This window comes from Hydrogenivirga okinawensis (assembly GCF_055385515.1).
Genome location: NZ_AP042386.1, coordinates 937011 through 954018, shown reverse-complemented (window position 1 = coordinate 954018; position 17008 = coordinate 937011). Strand labels below are relative to the sequence as shown.

The window sequence follows — 17008 nt, the reverse complement described above, 5'->3', positions numbered from 1 at the left end:
TATCAGACCTCCACTATTCTCGGCACTACAAAGAACCCGTTCTCCCTTTCGGGAGCGTTCATAAGGGCATCCTCCTGAGGAAGTGTTTCGCCCGGTTTATCTTCTCTCATGGGAGTTTCTTCAGACTCTTGAATATACGGCTCTACGCCCGAGGTGTCAAGCTCCTCCAGCTGTTGAACGAAACGGAGTATATCACCGAGTTGTCCGCTGAATACCTCGACCTCCTCGTCGGTGAGCTTTAATCTTGCCAGATTAGCTATCCTTAAAACCCAATCTCTGTCTACCATGGGTATAAATATAAAGCAAACCTACATATACAGGTTTGGTTTATATGACGTAAAACATTTCGTCTGAATAAACCTATTTTATTACTCAATTGCACAAGGGGATTAGGGGGTTCGGTGATGTTCTTCCGAGTAAAAAGGGCTGAGGAGCTCAGAACCCTGAGGGAGGGTGATAAAGTCTTTCTGCTTGCAGGGGAAAATTTCAGGGATCTGGAGACTGCCATCGACATCCTACGATCTAAGAAAGTGGAGTTCGCCGGAGCAGTTTTCCCGAAGGTTATGTACGGTAGAGAGATCAGCGATGATCTTATGATGGTTCTTAGATTAGAAAGGGAAAAGATATTTACCTTTCGGGACATAGATAAGCTTGGGACTGAGGACATAACTCCTCACCGTAACGATTTTAGATCCTGCATCCTGTTCGTGGACGGTCTATCTCCGGGAATAAGGAACTTTCTGGATACCTTTTACGAGGTTTACGGGGATAAGGTTACTCTGATAGGTGGTGGAGCCGGCTCCATAACCAAAGATATAAAGCCTATCATAACGCCCGGAGGCTTAGTAAAGGGAGGGTCCTGCGGATTTCTACTCGAAGGGAGGGTGCGCTTCAGCGTCGGTCACGGATGGAAAAGGTTATACGGACCCTTGATAGCTACCCGCACTGAGGGAAACAGGATCTTAGAGCTGAACTGGAAGCCCGCCTTCGAAGTTTATAGTGAGGTCCTTGAGGAGATAAAAGGTATAAAGGTATCTCCCGATAATTTCTTTGACGTTGCTAAGTACTATCCCTTCGGGATGATAAGGGAGGGTGAGGAGGATATAGTGAGAGATCCTATAAGGGTTCATAAAGATATGAGTGTGGAGTGTGTTGGGGATGTTCCGGAGAACTCAGTCCTCTTCATAATGAAAGGTGAAAAAGAGTCCCTCATAGAGGGCTCGAGGGCAACATGTCAGATCGTTAGAGGAGACTTAAGGTTAGTTTTCGACTGTGTCTCGAGAACCATGGTGCTTGGAGAACACTTTAAGGAGGAGTTGGATAACTTCGGCGATAATTTCGTTGGTGTCCTGACCGTGGGAGAGATAGCACCGCTTTCGAACGGATATCCGATGTTTTACAACAAGACCACCGTCTGCTTGGAAATAGTAAGATGAAGGACATAGTTCAGACTTTATCTTTGCTTTACGAGCTATCTCTGAACTCCATGACTTCCTTCGATCCATCGGAGAACTGTAGGAACTTTCTCAGGAGGGTGGTGGAGAGGACCCTCTTTATATCCGCCTTCGTTTTTGTGAGGGAGGAGAATGGGCTGAGGCTCCTGTGTAGTTTTCCCTCCAAGGAAGAACCTCCCAAGCTTGGAAGCCTGCCCAGCAAAGACTTTGCCTTACTCGATAAGAGGACAGTGGTCTTTTCGCTCGGAGATACGGGTGTACTGGTGGCGCGCGCTGCGGAGGAGATTCCTCCAGAATATCCGGTTAAGTTCCTAAAGGTTTTTAAGGAGTTCGGTTACGGTACCAAGGGGCTCCTTGCTATAAAGAACCTATCTAAGGCAGCTTACAAAGATCCGCTGACCGACCTGCCCAACAGGCGATTCTTCAACGAGAAGATGGAAAGGCTGATAAAGGATGAAATCCCCTTCTCCCTTTACTTGCTTGACCTTGATAACTTCAAGCACATAAACGACATATTCGGGCACAGCGTAGGCGATCAGGTTATAAAGGGCTTCGCCCGTTGGCTACGATCCCTCGATGATAGCTGGGACATAGCCCGGATAGGAGGAGATGAGTTCGGTCTAATCGTAGTAGATCAAAACATCGATGAGGTGATGAGAAAGCTTTTCGGAAATCCCTGCGTAAAACTCACAGCGGGTAGTTACGATTTCGATATACGCTTCAGTGTGGGTTTTTCCTCCTTCCCTGCGGAAGGACTCAGCAGTAGAGATCTGCTCGTGCTCGCCGATATCAGGCTGTACGTGGCTAAGGATAGGCTTAAAAGCAAATTAGAGGTTTATCCGGAAGAGGTCGTTAAAACTTTGACTCTGTCCACCGAGGCTATAAATATCGTTTTTCATGATAACGTCCAGATCTTCCCCGTATATCAACCCATATTCGATGTTGAGAAAAATGATGTTGTAGGATTGGAAGCGTTATTACGCTTCGGTGATATCGATGTTCCTGTGGAGAGCATAATACAGATAGCGGAGAAGTTTGGGAAGATCTTTTCCATAGAGAGGAGGCTCTTTCCCTACTTTGTAGAACACGGAAGGAAGCTTCCCAAGAGTATTAGGTTACACATAAACATATCTCCAGTAGATATATACAAGAGGGAGTTCTGGGAAACTTTAAAGAGGAGCACAAGGGAAGGTTTGAATCCCGAATCGGTCGTTATTGAGCTCACTGAGCGGGAGATATACGAGGATATAGTCTCAGCGAAGTTGGCGCTCTTTAAACTGAAATCCCTCGGCTTTCACATAGCCATGGACGACATAGGTAAAGGCTATTCTTCCCTTCAACACCTAAAGGATCTACCTATCGATATAGCCAAGGTGGACAAGGATTTCGTGCTGGATGTCCCGGAGAGTAAAAAGAACACAAGCATAGTGAAGGCTCTTAAGAGCATGTGTGATGAAATAGGTCTGATGTGTATAGCCGAGGGTGTAGAAAGGAAGAAAACCTTTAACTACCTGAGAGATCTAAACTTTAGGTACATGCAGGGCTTCTGGTTCTCAGAGCCTCTAAAATTTGAAGAGCTTATCGAGAGAGGAATTATTTAGATTAAAAGCTCCTTCCGAGCTTTGTGTATATCTCCTTCAGATGGACTTTATAGTATATGGGTCTCCCGTGGGGGCACACGTGGGGGTTCTCAAGGTTCCTCCACTCCTTTAAAAGATCCCTCATCTCCTTCTCCGTAAGGGGCTGACCCGCCTTGATGGAGATCCTGCAGGCTATCTCGTCTGCGTTCTTTCTTCCTTCAAGTTTCTCGTAGTTTATCCTCTCCGAAAGGAGGTGCTGGTCAAAGAAGTAGAGGTAATCCCCGCCCTTGACAAGGATTATGGTATCGCTCAGTTGACCTATGACCTCTAAGTCGCTTTCGTAACGTGGCACCTCCTGAGACAGGAAGTTGGAAAGCCCTTCCTCCCTATTTGAAAGGATCTCCCTGAGAGTTGAAAGGAACTTCCTCTCCTTTACAAACCTGACCTCCCTCTTTTTGGGATGAACGTTGAAATCAACAAGGAAGGGGGGAAGCTCTAAGAAGATCACTCCGAGGGTCTTGTATCCGAGAACCTTCCTGAGGAACTCCTTGAGACTCCTTGAGCTTATCGGTCTTGAGTTCACGAAGATGTAAAAACTCCCCTGATCCACGTTCCTCTTTACGTAAGCTCTCACCTTCAGGAAGTCCCTCTCGGAGTTTATAGGCTCAAACCTACCTCCGAGGATCTCCTCTATCCTTCCCCTCTCGTCCGAGGGCTTCAGGTTCAGAACCTCCCTCCCGTTGGAGAAGGAGATAAAGGCGGTCTGCGGGTTCACGATTGCGTACTCCTTTATCAGGTTCGCTATCCTGTTCCTCTCCGTGTCCTCCCTCCTCAGGAACTTCCTCCTCACCGGCAGGTTGTAGAAGAGATCCATCACCTCCACTTCTGTTCCCACGGGCATGCCCACCTTCCTCTTGGAGACTACTTCCCCACCTTCAACCTCTATCTCTACTCCTTCCCTGCTCTGGAAGTACCTTGACCTTATCTTCATCCTGCTCACGCTCGCTATGGAGTGGAGCGCCTCCCCCCTGAAGCCGTAGGAGCTCACGTTCAACAGATCCCTCTCGCTCTCTATCTTGCTCGTCGCTCCCTCCAAGATGACCTTCTCGATGTCCTCCGGATGTATTCCCGTTCCGTTGTCCCTCACCGCTATGAACCTCTTCCCTCCCTTGGAGATCTCCACCTCTATCTTTGTAGCCTGAGCGTCAAGGGAGTTCTCCACGAGCTCCTTCACCACGTCCGCTGGAGACTCTATTACCTCTCCGGCTGCTATCTTCCTCCTCACTTCGGGAGGGAGTATCTTTACGAACATGGGTAATTAATTTACTCCCAACAGAAGATCCGTAACGACTCCCGCAAGGATTGAAACTATGAACCATCCGGAGGTGTAGAGGAAGACGAGACCCCTCGGCAGGAAGCTCAGGAGCGCCATTATAGTGGGAACGCATATCCCTGAAGAGGCAAGCATGAAGGTGAGAGCCTGTCCCGGACTCATACCGAGATCCATGAGGGATTTGGCGATAGGGATCTCCTCGCCAGAGCATACGTATATAGGAACGGAAAGTAGGCTTATCATGGGGTAGGAGAGGGGAGATTGGGAGAAGGAGGCTATGATCTGAGGGGGGACGAGAACCTTCAGAAGCGCCGCTATGGCGAGACCCAAGAGGACATACTTACCCGTGGTCAGGAGTAGAGAGCGGAGGTTCACTAAGAAGAGCCGTCCTTTGTCCATCTCGGACTTTGAACCCTGAAAGACAGGAAGGCTCGGCGGTTTCTTGAAGGCTAAGGAGAAGAGGTATGCGCCTGTCAGAGCGTAGATTAAGGGGAATATGACCCTCATAAAGGTGATCTCGGATCCGAACATGCCGAAGGTGAGGATGAGAACCACGGGGGATAGAACGGGTGCTGTTATGAGGAAGGCGATCGCGGGGGCGTAGGTTCTCCCGGAGAGGCTCTCTATGGTCTTGGCTACGGGTATCATGGAGCAGGAGCAGACGGGAACGGTGGCTCCGAGTGTAGCAGTGAGGAGAGGCGCGTAGGGTTTGGAGAGGAGCTTTCTGCTCAGGAACTTCTCACCCACGAAGGTCTGAAGGAAGGCACCGAGGAAGGATGCTAAGACAAAGTAGGGCAGGACGTCTAAGGTGTAGTCCCAGAAGATCTTTGAAAACTCAAGTACTATCAAGCCTCTACCTTCTGGAGTATCTCTTCAGGTATCTCAAAGTTGGCTATCACCTGTTGAACGTCCTCAAGGTCGTCCAAGGCGTCTATGAGCTTCAGGACCTTCCTTGCGGTCTCGGGATCCTCCACCGCCACCGTTGAGACGGGTATCCAAGTTATCTGAGCCTTCTCCACCGGAACGCCGAGCTTCTCCAAGTTCTCCTTCACGTCGTAAAGATCCTCCGGGGTCGTGTAGATCTGGTGTATTTCAGGTCCAGTCTGTATGTCTTCCGCTCCCGCCTCAATAGCCTTCTCGAAGATCTCCTCCTCCGAGATCTGAGCGGGAACCTCTATGTATCCCTTCCTCTCAAAGAGATAGGAAACGCAACCGGAAGATCCCAAATTCCCGCCATACTTGGAGAAGGTGTGCCTGACTTCCGAGGAGGTTCTGTTCCTGTTGTCCGTCGTGGCGAGAACCATAACCGCAACGCCTCCGGGAGCGTACCCCTCGTAGATCACCTCCTCAAACTGCTCTCCCTCAATCTCTCCACTACCCTTCTTTATAGCCCTCTCTATGGTTTCTAAGGGCATGTTGGCTCTCTTTGCCTGCTCTATGGCTGTTCTGAGCCTCGGGTTGAACTCAGGGTTCGGTCCTCCGAGCCTCGTAGCAACGGTAATTTCCCTTATGAGCTTACTGAAGAGCTTTCCTCTCTGAGCGTCCACCTTCGCTTTCTTATGCTTTATCTGCGCCCAGTGACTGTGTCCTGCCATCTTCCGACCTCCAAATCTAATAATTTAACCTTTAGAACCTTGAAAGGGAAGGAAAAAAGGAATATACTTTTTATTCGGCAGTCCCCGTAGCTCAGGCGGATAGAGCGCGAGATTCCTAATCTCGAGGTCGGAGGTTCGAGTCCTCCCGGGGACGCCATTAAAACTCCAGTTCCTCCCCCTGCTCCGGAACGTAGCTCTCTATCCCGTACTTCTCCCTTATGTAATCTCCGAAAGCCTCCATCTTCTCCACCTCTCCGTGAATGAGGAAAGCCTTCTTAGGTTTTGCATGGGAAAGCCACTCTCCTAACTCTCTCTGATCCGCGTGGGAGGAGAAGCCGTTTATCGTGTATATCTCCGCCCTTACCGCTATCTCCTCTCCGAGGATCCTTACCTTATCTGCTCCCTCTATTATCTTCCTTCCGAGGGTTCCCTTAGGCTGGAAGCCGACGAATATTAAACTGCACTCCTCCCTCCAGAGGTTGTGCTTCAGGTGGTGGAGAATTCTACCTCCCGTGAGCATTCCGCTCCCCGCTATTATGATCGCTCCGCTCTTTATATCGTTGATCTTTTGGGACTCCTCCACCTCCCTCGTGAATTTGAGGTAGGGGAAGTTGAAGGGATCCCTCTCCTTGAATATCCTGTAGGTCTCCTCGTCAAAGAACTCAGGGTTCTGAAGGAATATCTTGGTAGCGTTTATCGCTAATGGACTGTCTAAGAATACCTGACACTCCGGAAGAATGTCCCTCTCGTACATCTCCCTGAGGACGAAGAGGATATCCTGCGCCCTCTCCAAAGCGTAGGATGGTATCAGGACGTTCCCTCCCCTGTAGAGGGTCTTGAGGACCGCGTCCTCAAACTCCTCCTTTGACTCCTTGAAGCTCCTGTGATTCCTGTCCCCGTATGTAGTCTCTATGAAGACGAAGTCAGCTCTGTCGGGAGGGTGGGGATCCCTTACTATCGGCTTGTCTCTGTTACCGAGGTCTCCGGAGAAGGTTATCTTCTTTCCGTCTATCTCAAGCTCCACGAAGGCGGATCCGAGTATGTGTCCCGCATCCCCGAGCCTGAACCTGAAGCCCGGAGCGAGGTCGTAGAACTTCCCGTACTCTAAGTAGGGGTGATGAAAGTAGTCAAAACTCTCCAGGACGTCCATCTCTTCATAAAGGGGAGGGTTTACCACCTCTCCGAGCCTCTCCGCCTTCTTGAGCCTGCTCCTGTAGGTCTCGTGCATGACCTTCGCGGCATCTAAGAGCATTATCCTCGCTATTTGGGCGGTTGGTTTCGTGCAGAGGATCTTACCTCTGAAGCCCTCTCTCACGAGAAGGGGTATCCTTCCGCAGTGGTCTATGTGGGCGTGGGTTAGGATCAGGAAGTCTATCTCCTTGGGATCAAAAGGGAAGGGTTCATAGTTCTTCTCCTCGTCCCCTCCCTGAAACATACCGCAGTCGATGAGAACCTTTATGCCCTTAGCCTCTATCAGATGGCAACTTCCCGTTACGGTTCTCGCCGCTCCGCAGGGGATTATCCTTATTGTCATGACCTAATTATAAGGCTATAATATTTAATTCCGAGGCCCGGTAGCTCAGTTGGTAGAGCACCCGGCTGAAAACCGGGGTGTCGGCGGTTCGATTCCGCCCTGGGCCATATATTAAACCCATGGGTTGGGAGCAGGTAATAACCGTAATCTTCGGGGTGGCAGGATTCATGGGTATCTTCATGTTCCTTATAAACAAGCGTATAGACGAGCTCAGTAAGAGGATAGACAGGGTGGAGGAAGATATAAGGGACATGAAAAAGGAAATTAACGAGAGACTTTCCCATATAGAGGAGCTGCTTTACAGGGTACTTGGTGTAGAGAAGAAAACCTGAGAAAAGAACTCCCTGACGACTAACTTCCAATCCCTCTTTCCTTCCTCTATCTCGTCCAAGGCTCTCTCCATCTTAGCTGTAAAATCGTAGTCCATGAGAACGGGGAAGTTCTCCACAAGAAAGTCAACAACCTCAAAGGCTATCTTGGTTGGTCTCAGAGCCTTCCTCTGAACCTTTACGTATCCTCTCTCCTTTAGGGTTTTCACTATCGTGGCGTAGGTGGAGGGTCGTCCTATGCCGAGCTTTTCTAAGGTCTTAACGAGAGTTCCCTCCGTGTATCTCGGAGGGGGTTGGGTCTTCTTTTCCTCTATGTAAACCCTCCTGAGTTTAAGTATGTCCCCTTCCTTTAGTTCCGGGAGCTTTTCCTCTTTGATTTCCGAGGGATAGACTCGCGACCATCCTTGAAAGGTTATCCTCAGACCCTTAGCCAACATCGTGATGGATCTTCTCAATTCGGGAGAAGAGACCTCTATGCTAACCTTTGACCTTTCAACATTCATATCCGCCATCAGACTTGCCAAGGTCCTTGAAAATATGAGATCGTAGAGCCTACGAAAGTCTCCGGAGACGTTCAGGCTTTCCCTGAGTTTTGTAGGTCTTATACACTCGTGGGCTCCCTGAGAGGTGGGCTTTTCCTTGAACTTCCTTATCCTGCCGACGTATTCCTTACCGAAGCTTTTTTCTATGTACTTTATGAACTCCTTGGCGATCTTAGCGTTCATCCTGTGGCTATCGGTCCTCGGATAGGTGATAAAGCCCTCTTCGTAAAGCTTCTGGGCTATAAACTGGGTTTTCTCCGTCGGGAAGCCTAACTTTGCGTTCGCCTCGCTCTGGAGGGAGGAGGTTATGAAGGGCTTGGGAGGGGCGACCTTTTCCTCCTTTCTCTCAACTTTCTGAACTACGAAGAGTCCGTCTTTAATCCTTTCCGCCACTATCTTGGCATCGGAGGGGTTTTCATACCTGTAGTCGTATATTGCCTCAAAGGTCTCTCCGTCCTTCTCCAGAACCGCCTTCACGTAGTAATACTTCTTTACCTTGAAGCTCTCTATCTCCCTCTCCCTCTCAACTATCAACCTGAGGGCAGGGGACTGAACCCTCCCCGCGGAGAGTTTCCTGTTCCTAAAGTTTCTCCAGAGGATGGGGGAGATCTTGTATCCTATCAGTCTGTCCAAGATCCTCCGGGCGAACTGGGAGTGAACCATGTTCATGTTTACATCGCCCGCCTCCTCTACGCTCCTCCTTATAGCGGACGGGGTTATCTCGTAGAAGACGGATCTCTTTACGTTCCTGTTGGCTTTTATAATCTCCCGCTTGAGGAAGTAGGCTATCGCCTCTCCCTCCCTGTCCGGATCAGTTCCTATGTAAACTACCTCCGACTTCTTTGCAAGCTTCTTGAGATTGTCCACGACCTTCTTCTTTCCCCTTATGAAGACGTACTTAGCCTTTAAGGTCTCCTCATCTACTCCGAGCTCCTTAGGAGGTAGATCCTTTATATGACCGAAGGTAGCCCTGACAACGAAGCCCTTTCCGAGGTATCTCTGTATGGTCTTAGCCTTGGTGGGCGATTCAACAACAAAGAGGTTCATTTGGATGATTTTAAATGTTTCCATATCTTAAGGTAGAGTATTAAAATCCATCAGTAAATAGACGAAATTAGAAGATAGATAGATATTATTCGCGGAGGGCATCGCCATGATAAAGAACATGCCTACATCCTGGAAAATAGGATTTACCATGGGTATAATTATTGCCGGGATAATTTTCCTTGGAATTTTTAGCCTGAAGAGCAGCAGTAGCATTAATAAAAGAGTTGTAAACCTTTATACGCAGGAGCTAAAACCATTAATAGCTCTGAATAGTGTGAAAGGGGCTATGTATAGATTCCGTGATAGAACCTTAAGGTATATCCTTGAAGCAGGCGATAAGGATGCATATAGACATCTTGAACATCTTGAAGAACAAGAAAAGAGAGTTATTGAGGAAATATCAAGATATAAATCTACAAGACTTAGTAAAGAAGAGGAAAACTATTTAAAAAATTTCGAGGAAAAATGGCAGATTTTTGCAAAAATTGTTAAAGATGAGGTCATTCCTGCAGTAAAAAAAGAGATAGGAGGGGGGGTTAAAGCTGATGAAATCTTCTTTAAAAAAGCATTACCCGTATTTAGGGAAGCAAGGGATAATCTAAATGCCTTGATAGAATACCAAGAAAAAAGAGCACACAAGAGATATAGAAACGCCAATAAGATATATTCTAATGTAATAAATACCACGTGGACCGTTATAATAACTATTGTACTGCTTTCCGCTATCCTCGCTTTCAATCTTTTGAAATCTATCAGAACTCCTCTTTCCGAAATACAATCCTCAATGAAAACCTTATCACAAGGGAGTTTAACAATCAAAACTAAATATAATTCAAAAGATGAATTTGGACAAACGTTATCTATGTTGAATGAAGCTCTTGAGAGTTTAAATTCAGCTATTAAGGAAGCAAAGCAGGTGGCAAATGAAAACTCAAACATCTCCGATGAACTTGCTACAACGGCGCATCATGTAAGTAACAACGTGGAAGAGATGGCAAAGTCAGTTCAAGTTATTAAAGGCGAAGGAGAAGCAACTATAAATAGGATTAACGAGATTACGGAAGGAATAGTAAATGCAAAGGAATTGATAGAGAACGCTAACAGAGAGCTTATAGAGACTAAAGATAAAATGGATGAAGTAGGAGAAAAGGTAAAACTCATTGCTAAGAATGAATTAGACCTTGCAAAAAGGATTGAAAGACTTGAAGATCATTCAAAAGAAGTTGGATCTATTGTAAAAATAATAGCTGATATAGCGGAGCAAACAAATATACTGGCCCTTAATGCTGCTATAGAAGCAGCAAGAGCGGGGGAAAGCGGAAGGGGATTTGCGGTTGTAGCTGAGGAGGTAAGAAAATTAGCCCAGAAGATACAGAATTCTCTTTCGAACATAGAAGAGATTCTTAATACTATGGTTGTTTCTGTTTCACAAATAGCTGACCAGATGAGAAAAAATTCTGAAGCTATAATGGAACTTTCTAAATTTTCTCAAGAGGTTGTCAATAAATTTGAAGTAATGAGTAGATCTATACACACGGCAAATGAATCTTACGAAGACATTGTTCATGGATTTATAGAAAATAAAGCTGCTATGGAAAAGGTTATAAATCAAATTAAAGAGATAGATCTGTTAGCTGAAGCAAACGCGAAAAGTGTAGAAGAAATTGCAGCGGCAACAGAACAACTCAGGAATATAACTGTGGATCTAAATAGGAAGTTGGATAAATTTACTACAACTAATTAGCGTTAGAAAGTTGCTTTATTTAGATAATTTTTCCAAGTGCCCTCTCCCCCACCTTTATATGGTACTCAAGGGTCTTCATTATGTCCTCTATGGTCTGGGCTATCTCATCGGTGGCGAGCTCTTCATAGTCCTGAAGGGAGTTCTCTATAAATTCGGAAACAGCCTCTATCCTCTCCAGTATAGGTTCCTCGTAAACGAACATACTCTCCAGAAAGAGGGGAGAGATCTGTTCTATAGCGGGTAGAAGAAGGGACGATAGGGAGAGGCTCTCGGAACTCAGGAGGAGAGCCTGCTCCTTCACGTATCTATCGGTTATAGATTCGAACTCATCGAGCAGTAAGGCTATGAGCCGGAAGCTCTGTATCATCCTCCTGAGTATGTCCACGCTCTTTAGAGTAAGCTCGGGGGTTATCTTCTCTTGGGCAAAGAGAAAGGTGTTTATCAGCTTCCTCTGAAAACCTATCTCCTCCTCCAACTTGGCTAAAAGCACGTAGTGGGGGGATACATCCATAACTGATTAAGGAATTTATACGTACTCCTCTTCGATTTCAACCTTGTACTCGTCCACGAGCTCCGTGTAATCGTCGAACCAGTGGGCCTCAGGGTTCCTTCTGTATATCATGAACTTTCCGGCGTTTTCTGGATCGGCAGCTCTGTGGTATCTGAAGAAGACGAGTTCCTCGGTCCTTCCGAGTATCTCTATCTTTCCGGTCTCATGGGACATCACATATCTGACCCTCGCTGCGAGACCAGACATCTTTGCCCTGACCGTTTCCACAAGGTCGATGGTCTCCTCTATCCTTGTGGAGTAGGTCTTGTTACCCGCCGTGGGTCTGCACTGGAAGACGTAGTAGGGGGGAACTCCTATGAAGGAGAGTTCCTCCAGGAGCTCTCTTAGTACCTCTGGACTGTCGTTTATCCCTCTAAGTATAGGCGTCTGGTTTGTGAGCGTTGTCCCCGTCTTCTGAACGAGCTCGACAGCCTTCCTCGCCTCCGGAGTCAGTTCCCTCGGATGGTTGAAGTGGTTCATAAGGTAAAGCTTCTTGCCGGTTTCCGTATTGAACCACTCGAAGAGCTCAAGTAGCTCGGGATCGTCGATAACTCTGAAGGGATTAACCGCTAACATCTTGGAGCCTATTCTCACTATCCTCACGTGGGGTATCTCGGCGAGAGCCTTAAGAATCTTCTCGAGCTTGAAAGTGGCTAAAACGAGAGGGTCTCCTCCCGTGAGTAGGACGTTATTAACCTCGGGGTGGTTCCTTATGTACTCAAGTCCCTCCGAGACGTCCCTCGCCACTTCGTCGTTGTCGTTCATGAAGAGCCTCTTCCTGAAGCAGAAACGGCAGTAGATACCGCAGACGTCCGTCACGAGCAGGAGGGCGGTGTCAGGATACTTGTGCTCGAGTCCGTGAACCTTCATGTACTTGCTCTCGTTAGAGGCGTCCAGCTTTCCCCAGACTTCGAGCTCTTCTGTAGTAGGGATTACTATTCTTCTTATAGGATCCTCGGGATCTTCCCAATTTATTAGCGAATTATAGTAATCGTTCGTCCTGAAAGCGAACTTTTCAGTCACTTCTTTTAGCTCTTGCTTTTCTTTTTCCTCAAGTTTATCTATAAATTCAAGCTTGGTAATGTATTTCACTTTCCTTTTCATACTACCCACCTCCATTTAAGAGATTTTGCCTCGAGTTGCGGTCATTTATTTTAGTTCAAAAACCTATATTGTCAAGTCAGGAGCACTGATTTTTAACAAGGAAGTATAATTTTATTTGAAAATGGTGGATAGATTTTTGAAATTTCCTTTTCTGCTTTTAAATCTCTGTTTGATTTACACCTGCGGAATAAAAAAGGATCCAAAACCTCTACCTTTACCTGAATTTGATCTACGGAGGATAGGAACTTACGTTTATCTGATACCTAAGGAAAAAGGTGTTCGTGCAGAGGGTTTTTACAGGCAAGGGAACTTCATGTACAGGGTAGAGGAGAAAAACTTCTGCTTTAGAGTCTGGAAAGAGAACGGTAGAGAAAGAAACGTCTGCGTGGAGGAAGCTTACACCTACAGGCCCAAGGCTGAGCTTCTTCTCGAAGAGGACAGGCTCATCCTTCGATTCAGAAGGTCGGGCAGGTATAGGATCTACCCCTACACAGACAGGTTAGTACCTAAGCCGATAAAGGAGTTCGAAGGATCGGAGGTTTTCCTGCCAAGAGAGTACTCTACGAGAAGGTACGCTATAACGGAAGTTAAAGGTCCTGTGGAGAGCGAGCCCCTCGTTGTAGAAGTCCCTCCAAAGATCCCTCCCAAATCTCAGAAGCCTAAAGAGGTAAGCTACGTGAAGAGAGGAGGAAAGATATACATCTACTGGTCTATGCAGGAGAACGTTGAGGGATACCTTGTTTACAGGAACGGAAAACTTCTGACTCCCAAGCCTATAATTCAGAACATCTTTGTGGACGAGGAGCCGAAGAAGTTGACGAGATATGAGATAATCTCGGTAAACAAGTTTGGAGTGAAGAGCGAGCCAGCAATTCTAATTTACAAGCCGTAGTGAGCGGCTATCGCGGCGGAAATGGCTAAGACTATATCCTCCTTATCCACCTCTCCCTCGACCTCGAAGTCGTACTCGCCCCTCGCTATCTTCTCCTCCAGATACCTCACGCCGAAGTCTCCGGCAAGGAAGTCAGGATCTCTGACCATCTCCCTATAGAGGGGAATGTTGGTGGGAACGCCCCTTACTATGAACTCGTCCAGTGCTCTCCTCGCTCTCGCCACAGCCTTTTCCCACGCCAGAGCCCACACGGTCATTTTGGCTATCATAGAGTCGTAGAAAGGCGGGATTATGTAGTCCTTATACACACCGGCGTCTATTCTCACTCCGGGACCGCCGGGAGAGTAGTAGGCGGTTATCTTCCCCGGTGCGGGTGCGAAGTTCTTCTTAGGATCTTCGGCGTTTATCCTGAACTCTATCGCGTATCCTCTGAAAGTTATGTCGCTCTGTAAAAAGGGCAGTGGCTCTCCCGCCGCTATCCTTATCATAACCTCGACTATATCTATCCCCGTTATCGTCTCCGTTATAGTGTGCTCCACCTGAAGTCTTGTGTTCATCTCTATGAAGTAGAACTCTCCTGTCTTGGTATCCACAAGGAATTCCAATGTTCCAGCGTTCTCGTATCCCACCTTCATCAGCGATTTGACAGCGTTACCCAGTATCTTCATCCTCAGATCCTTAGGGAGAGCGGGCGAGGGAGCTATCTCTATAAGCTTCTGGTGTCTCCTCTGTATGGAGCAGTCCCTTTCCCCCAGATGGATTATGTTCCCGTACTTATCACCTAAGACCTGAACTTCGATGTGTTTTGGATTTTCAAGATACTTTTCTATGAATAGGTCCCCTTTCCCAAAGAAGGTTTCAGCTTCCCTGTAGGCTGACTCGAAGGCGGGCTTTAGCTCCTCCTCAGTTCTAACGACCCTCATTCCCCTTCCGCCCCCTCCGAAGGCAGCTTTGAGTATCACGGGGAATCCTATATCCTTGGCTATTCCGAGAGCCTCATCTACATCCCTGATCGGTTCTGTCGTTCCGGGAACTACAGGGAGACCTGCTTCGGACATGACCTTTTTGGCTTTCACCTTGTCCCCGAACATCTCTATCTGCTCAGGCGTCGGTCCAATGAAGGTGATTCCCCTTCTCTGACAGTACCTTGCAAAGTCGGCGTTCTCCGCGAGGAACCCGTATCCTGGGTGGATAGCCTGTGCTCCCACCTGCCTCGCGAGATCGACGATCCTCACGTAGTCTAAGTACGCCCTTATGGGATCTCCTGGTATCATATAGGCTTCGTCAGCCTTCTTGACGTAGAGGGACCTTACGTCTGCTTCGGAGTAAATGGCTACTGTCCTTATCCCAAGCTCCTTACAAGCCCTTATTATTCTTAGGGCTACCTCACCTCTGTTAGCTATTAAAACCTTTCTGAACATTTGAGTAATTATAATGCCTACTGTGAGGCTTAAAAAGTCCTACGGTCAGCACCTCTTAGTTTCTGAAGGCGTTTTAGAAAAGATAGCTGGGAGCCTTGGCATAGAGGAAGGAGACAGCGTGATTGAAATAGGTGGCGGAACAGGAAACCTGACGAGGGTTCTCCTGAAGTTCCCTTTGAGGAAGCTTTACGTTCTCGAGCTCGATCCTGAAATGGTAGAAAGACTTAAAAAGATAGAGGATAGGAGGCTCGATATCCTTCAGGCGGACGCTGCGGACTTCGAGTTTTGCTCTCTCGGGAAGGAACTTAAGGTCGTAGGGAACCTCCCCTACAACGTAGCCTCTTTGATAATTGAGAACGTTGTCAGACACAAGGAGTGCATACCGATAGGTGTCTTCATGTTCCAGAAGGAGGTGGCTCTGAAGCTCGTAGGAAAGGGAGAGATAGGATGGCTCACCGTGTTCCTCAGAACCTTTTACGATACGGAGTATCTTATGAGTGTTCCTCCGAGGTTTTTTATCCCACCTCCCAAGGTAGAGTCCGGAGTAATAAGGATCCTTAGGAAGGGAGTTCAGCCAGATGTAGATATGGAGAGATACAAGGCCTTTCTCGTCAAGATATTCTCCCAGAGGAGGAAGATGCTCAAGAAGAAGCTCGGAGAGGATATCCTCAGAGAGGCGGGAATTGATCCTAAGCTCAGGGTAGAGCAACTTTCCCTTGAAGATTTCTTAAGACTGTATAATGTCTATGAGGGAAGAAGATGAGAGATGTCTTTTTTATCGAAAGGGACCCCTACGCTCCAATAAGGCACTGTTATGCTGTCAGCAAGGTGCTTTACGAGGGGAAGAGCGAGTATCAAGAGATCTTGGTCTTAGAGTCTCCAGAGTTCGGCAGGCTCCTCGTTCTCGACGGGGTAGTTCAGCTCGATGAGAAGTACGAGTTCATGTATCACGAGTACTTAGCCCACGTTCCCATGCACGCCCATCCCAATCCCGAGGACGTTCTCATCATAGGCGGAGGCGATGGAGGAACACTGAGGGAGGTTCTCAAGCATGAGAACGTAAAGAGAGCGGTTCTTGTGGATATAGACAGGGAGGTCATAGAGGTATCAAAGAAGTTCTTCCCTACCCTCTCCTGCTCCTTCGACGATCCGAGAGCCATAGTCGTGAACGAGGACGGATACAAGTACATACAGGACTACGAGAACGAGTTCGACGTGATAATAGTCGACTCCACCGATCCCGTCGGCTTCGCCCACGTTCTGACGACGGAAGAGTTCTTCCGCTTTGTCCACAGAGCACTGAAGGAGGACGGGATCTTTGCCGCCCAAACGGAATCTATCCACTACCACCTCGACATGGTGGTCAGGATCCAGAAGAACTTACAAAAGGTTTTCCCTATAGTCGATCTCTACACCTCCGTTGTCCCAATATACGCCGGATACTGGTGGACCTACTCCATAGCCTCTAAGAAACATCCAGTCAGGGAGCCTTCGAGGGAGGTGAAGGTTCAGACCAAGATATACTCTGAGGAGATGCACCGATACGCTTTCCTTCCTGAAAGTTTTTACGGAAAGATCCTCAGTGGAAACTTTAAATACTGAAGCTAAATTATCAAACTTGGCTGACGTAAAAGAAGAAAAGGAGATCTGGCAGGAGATAAGGGAACTGAGGGACAAACTCCATAACGCGGAGGTAAATCTAAGAGAGGAAATACACTGTCTGGATCTGAAGATCTCCTACCTTGATAAGAAGCTTACCATTCTGTTCTTGGTCGTTATCTTTCTAATAATCTTTCTGAACCAGAACACTTTAGAGTTCCTGTTCAAGGTATTAGGTCTTCTGAAATAAAGTTATGGTATCATAATATCCGCCTCGTTCCCTC

At 47.4% G+C, this 17008-nt stretch carries 17 protein-coding genes and 2 tRNA genes; 10 read left to right on the top strand and 9 right to left on the bottom strand.

What is annotated here, in order from left to right:
* Positions 1 to 2: 2 nt before the first annotated feature.
* Entirely contained in the window at positions 3 to 287 is a 285-nt protein-coding gene (gene gatC / locus ACZ483_RS05525) for an Asp-tRNA(Asn)/Glu-tRNA(Gln) amidotransferase subunit GatC (RefSeq protein ID WP_464323192.1), read from the bottom strand.
* A 117-nt stretch (positions 288 to 404) separates the two neighbouring features.
* On the opposite strand from gatC, the gene ACZ483_RS05520 reads away from it, so the two are divergent.
* Positions 405 to 1436, top strand: a complete 1032-nt coding sequence (locus tag ACZ483_RS05520; protein WP_464323191.1) for an FIST signal transduction protein — start codon at positions 405 to 407, stop codon at positions 1434 to 1436.
* On the top strand, positions 1433 to 3055 hold the full coding sequence (locus tag ACZ483_RS05515; protein ID WP_464323190.1) for a putative bifunctional diguanylate cyclase/phosphodiesterase: 1623 nt from the start codon (positions 1433 to 1435) through the stop codon (positions 3053 to 3055). The genes ACZ483_RS05520 and ACZ483_RS05515 overlap by 4 nt, the downstream gene beginning before the upstream one ends.
* A 1-nt stretch (position 3056) precedes the next feature.
* Here ACZ483_RS05515 and mutL read toward each other — a convergent pair whose 3' ends face one another.
* Genes mutL through ACZ483_RS05500 form a run of 3 tightly spaced genes read right to left on the bottom strand, consistent with a single transcriptional unit; the run spans position 3057 to position 5962 of the window.
* Positions 3057 to 4346 carry a DNA mismatch repair endonuclease MutL gene (gene mutL / locus ACZ483_RS05510; RefSeq protein ID WP_464323189.1) on the bottom strand — a complete coding sequence of 430 codons (1290 nt, stop codon included), beginning with the start codon at positions 4344 to 4346 and terminating at the stop codon, positions 3057 to 3059.
* Between the two features lie 6 nt (positions 4347 to 4352).
* On the bottom strand, positions 4353 to 5216 hold the full coding sequence (locus ACZ483_RS05505; protein ID WP_464323188.1) for a permease: 864 nt from the start codon (positions 5214 to 5216) through the stop codon (positions 4353 to 4355).
* Positions 5213 to 5962 (bottom strand): YebC/PmpR family DNA-binding transcriptional regulator, encoded by a 750-nt coding sequence (locus ACZ483_RS05500; RefSeq protein ID WP_464323187.1) that lies wholly within the window; start codon positions 5960 to 5962, stop codon positions 5213 to 5215. The genes ACZ483_RS05505 and ACZ483_RS05500 overlap by 4 nt, the downstream gene beginning before the upstream one ends.
* Before the next feature lie 80 nt (positions 5963 to 6042).
* On the opposite strand from ACZ483_RS05500, the gene ACZ483_RS05495 reads away from it, so the two are divergent.
* Positions 6043 to 6119 (top strand) — tRNA-Arg (locus ACZ483_RS05495).
* On the opposite strand, the gene ACZ483_RS05490 is transcribed toward ACZ483_RS05495, so the two are convergent.
* Positions 6120 to 7496 (bottom strand): MBL fold metallo-hydrolase RNA specificity domain-containing protein, encoded by a 1377-nt coding sequence (locus tag ACZ483_RS05490; RefSeq protein WP_464323186.1) that lies wholly within the window; start codon positions 7494 to 7496, stop codon positions 6120 to 6122.
* Positions 7497 to 7530: 34 nt separating this feature from the next.
* Between ACZ483_RS05490 and ACZ483_RS05485 the strand changes: the two genes are divergently transcribed.
* Both ACZ483_RS05485 and ACZ483_RS05480 read left to right on the top strand, forming a co-directional pair.
* Positions 7531 to 7603: transfer RNA gene (locus tag ACZ483_RS05485), tRNA-Phe, on the top strand.
* Between the two features lie 12 nt (positions 7604 to 7615).
* Positions 7616 to 7828 (top strand): hypothetical protein, encoded by a 213-nt coding sequence (locus ACZ483_RS05480; RefSeq protein WP_464323185.1) that lies wholly within the window; start codon positions 7616 to 7618, stop codon positions 7826 to 7828.
* On the opposite strand, the gene topA is transcribed toward ACZ483_RS05480, so the two are convergent.
* The gene (gene topA / locus ACZ483_RS05475; protein WP_464323184.1) at positions 7795 to 9414 is read right to left on the bottom strand and encodes a type I DNA topoisomerase; all 1620 of its coding nucleotides are present in this window, start codon (positions 9412 to 9414) and stop codon (positions 7795 to 7797) included. The two genes, ACZ483_RS05480 and topA, sit on opposite strands and share 34 nt — an antisense overlap.
* Before the next feature lie 106 nt (positions 9415 to 9520).
* Between topA and ACZ483_RS05470 the strand changes: the two genes are divergently transcribed.
* On the top strand, positions 9521 to 11158 hold the full coding sequence (locus ACZ483_RS05470; protein WP_464323183.1) for a methyl-accepting chemotaxis protein: 1638 nt from the start codon (positions 9521 to 9523) through the stop codon (positions 11156 to 11158).
* A gap of 19 nt (positions 11159 to 11177) precedes the next feature.
* Here the strand turns inward: ACZ483_RS05470 and ACZ483_RS05465 are convergent, their stop codons facing one another.
* Together ACZ483_RS05465 and ACZ483_RS05460 are read right to left on the bottom strand one after the other, a co-directional pair.
* Positions 11178 to 11669: a hypothetical protein gene (locus ACZ483_RS05465; RefSeq protein WP_464323182.1), complete on the bottom strand. Its 492-nt coding sequence runs from the start codon at positions 11667 to 11669 to the stop codon at positions 11178 to 11180.
* Between the two features lie 15 nt (positions 11670 to 11684).
* Complete coding sequence (locus ACZ483_RS05460; protein ID WP_464323181.1) at positions 11685 to 12812, bottom strand: KamA family radical SAM protein; 1128 nt, start codon at positions 12810 to 12812, stop codon at positions 11685 to 11687.
* Positions 12813 to 12927: 115 nt separating this feature from the next.
* On the opposite strand from ACZ483_RS05460, the gene ACZ483_RS05455 reads away from it, so the two are divergent.
* Positions 12928 to 13704, top strand: coding sequence for a hypothetical protein (locus ACZ483_RS05455; RefSeq protein ID WP_464323180.1), 777 nt, complete (start codon positions 12928 to 12930; stop codon positions 13702 to 13704).
* Here the strand turns inward: ACZ483_RS05455 and ACZ483_RS05450 are convergent.
* Complete coding sequence (locus ACZ483_RS05450; protein ID WP_464323179.1) at positions 13692 to 15125, bottom strand: acetyl-CoA carboxylase biotin carboxylase subunit; 1434 nt, start codon at positions 15123 to 15125, stop codon at positions 13692 to 13694. The two genes, ACZ483_RS05455 and ACZ483_RS05450, sit on opposite strands and share 13 nt — an antisense overlap.
* A 22-nt stretch (positions 15126 to 15147) precedes the next feature.
* On the opposite strand from ACZ483_RS05450, the gene rsmA reads away from it, so the two are divergent.
* Genes rsmA through ACZ483_RS05435 form a run of 3 tightly spaced genes read left to right on the top strand, consistent with a single transcriptional unit; the run spans position 15148 to position 16974 of the window.
* Positions 15148 to 15888: a 16S rRNA (adenine(1518)-N(6)/adenine(1519)-N(6))-dimethyltransferase RsmA gene (gene rsmA / locus ACZ483_RS05445; RefSeq protein ID WP_464323178.1), complete on the top strand. Its 741-nt coding sequence runs from the start codon at positions 15148 to 15150 to the stop codon at positions 15886 to 15888.
* Positions 15885 to 16727: a polyamine aminopropyltransferase gene (gene speE, locus ACZ483_RS05440; protein ID WP_464323177.1), complete on the top strand. Its 843-nt coding sequence runs from the start codon at positions 15885 to 15887 to the stop codon at positions 16725 to 16727. The genes rsmA and speE overlap by 4 nt, the downstream gene beginning before the upstream one ends.
* Before the next feature lie 16 nt (positions 16728 to 16743).
* On the top strand, positions 16744 to 16974 hold the full coding sequence (locus ACZ483_RS05435) for a hypothetical protein (protein WP_464323176.1): 231 nt from the start codon (positions 16744 to 16746) through the stop codon (positions 16972 to 16974).
* Positions 16975 to 17008 lie beyond the last annotated feature (34 nt).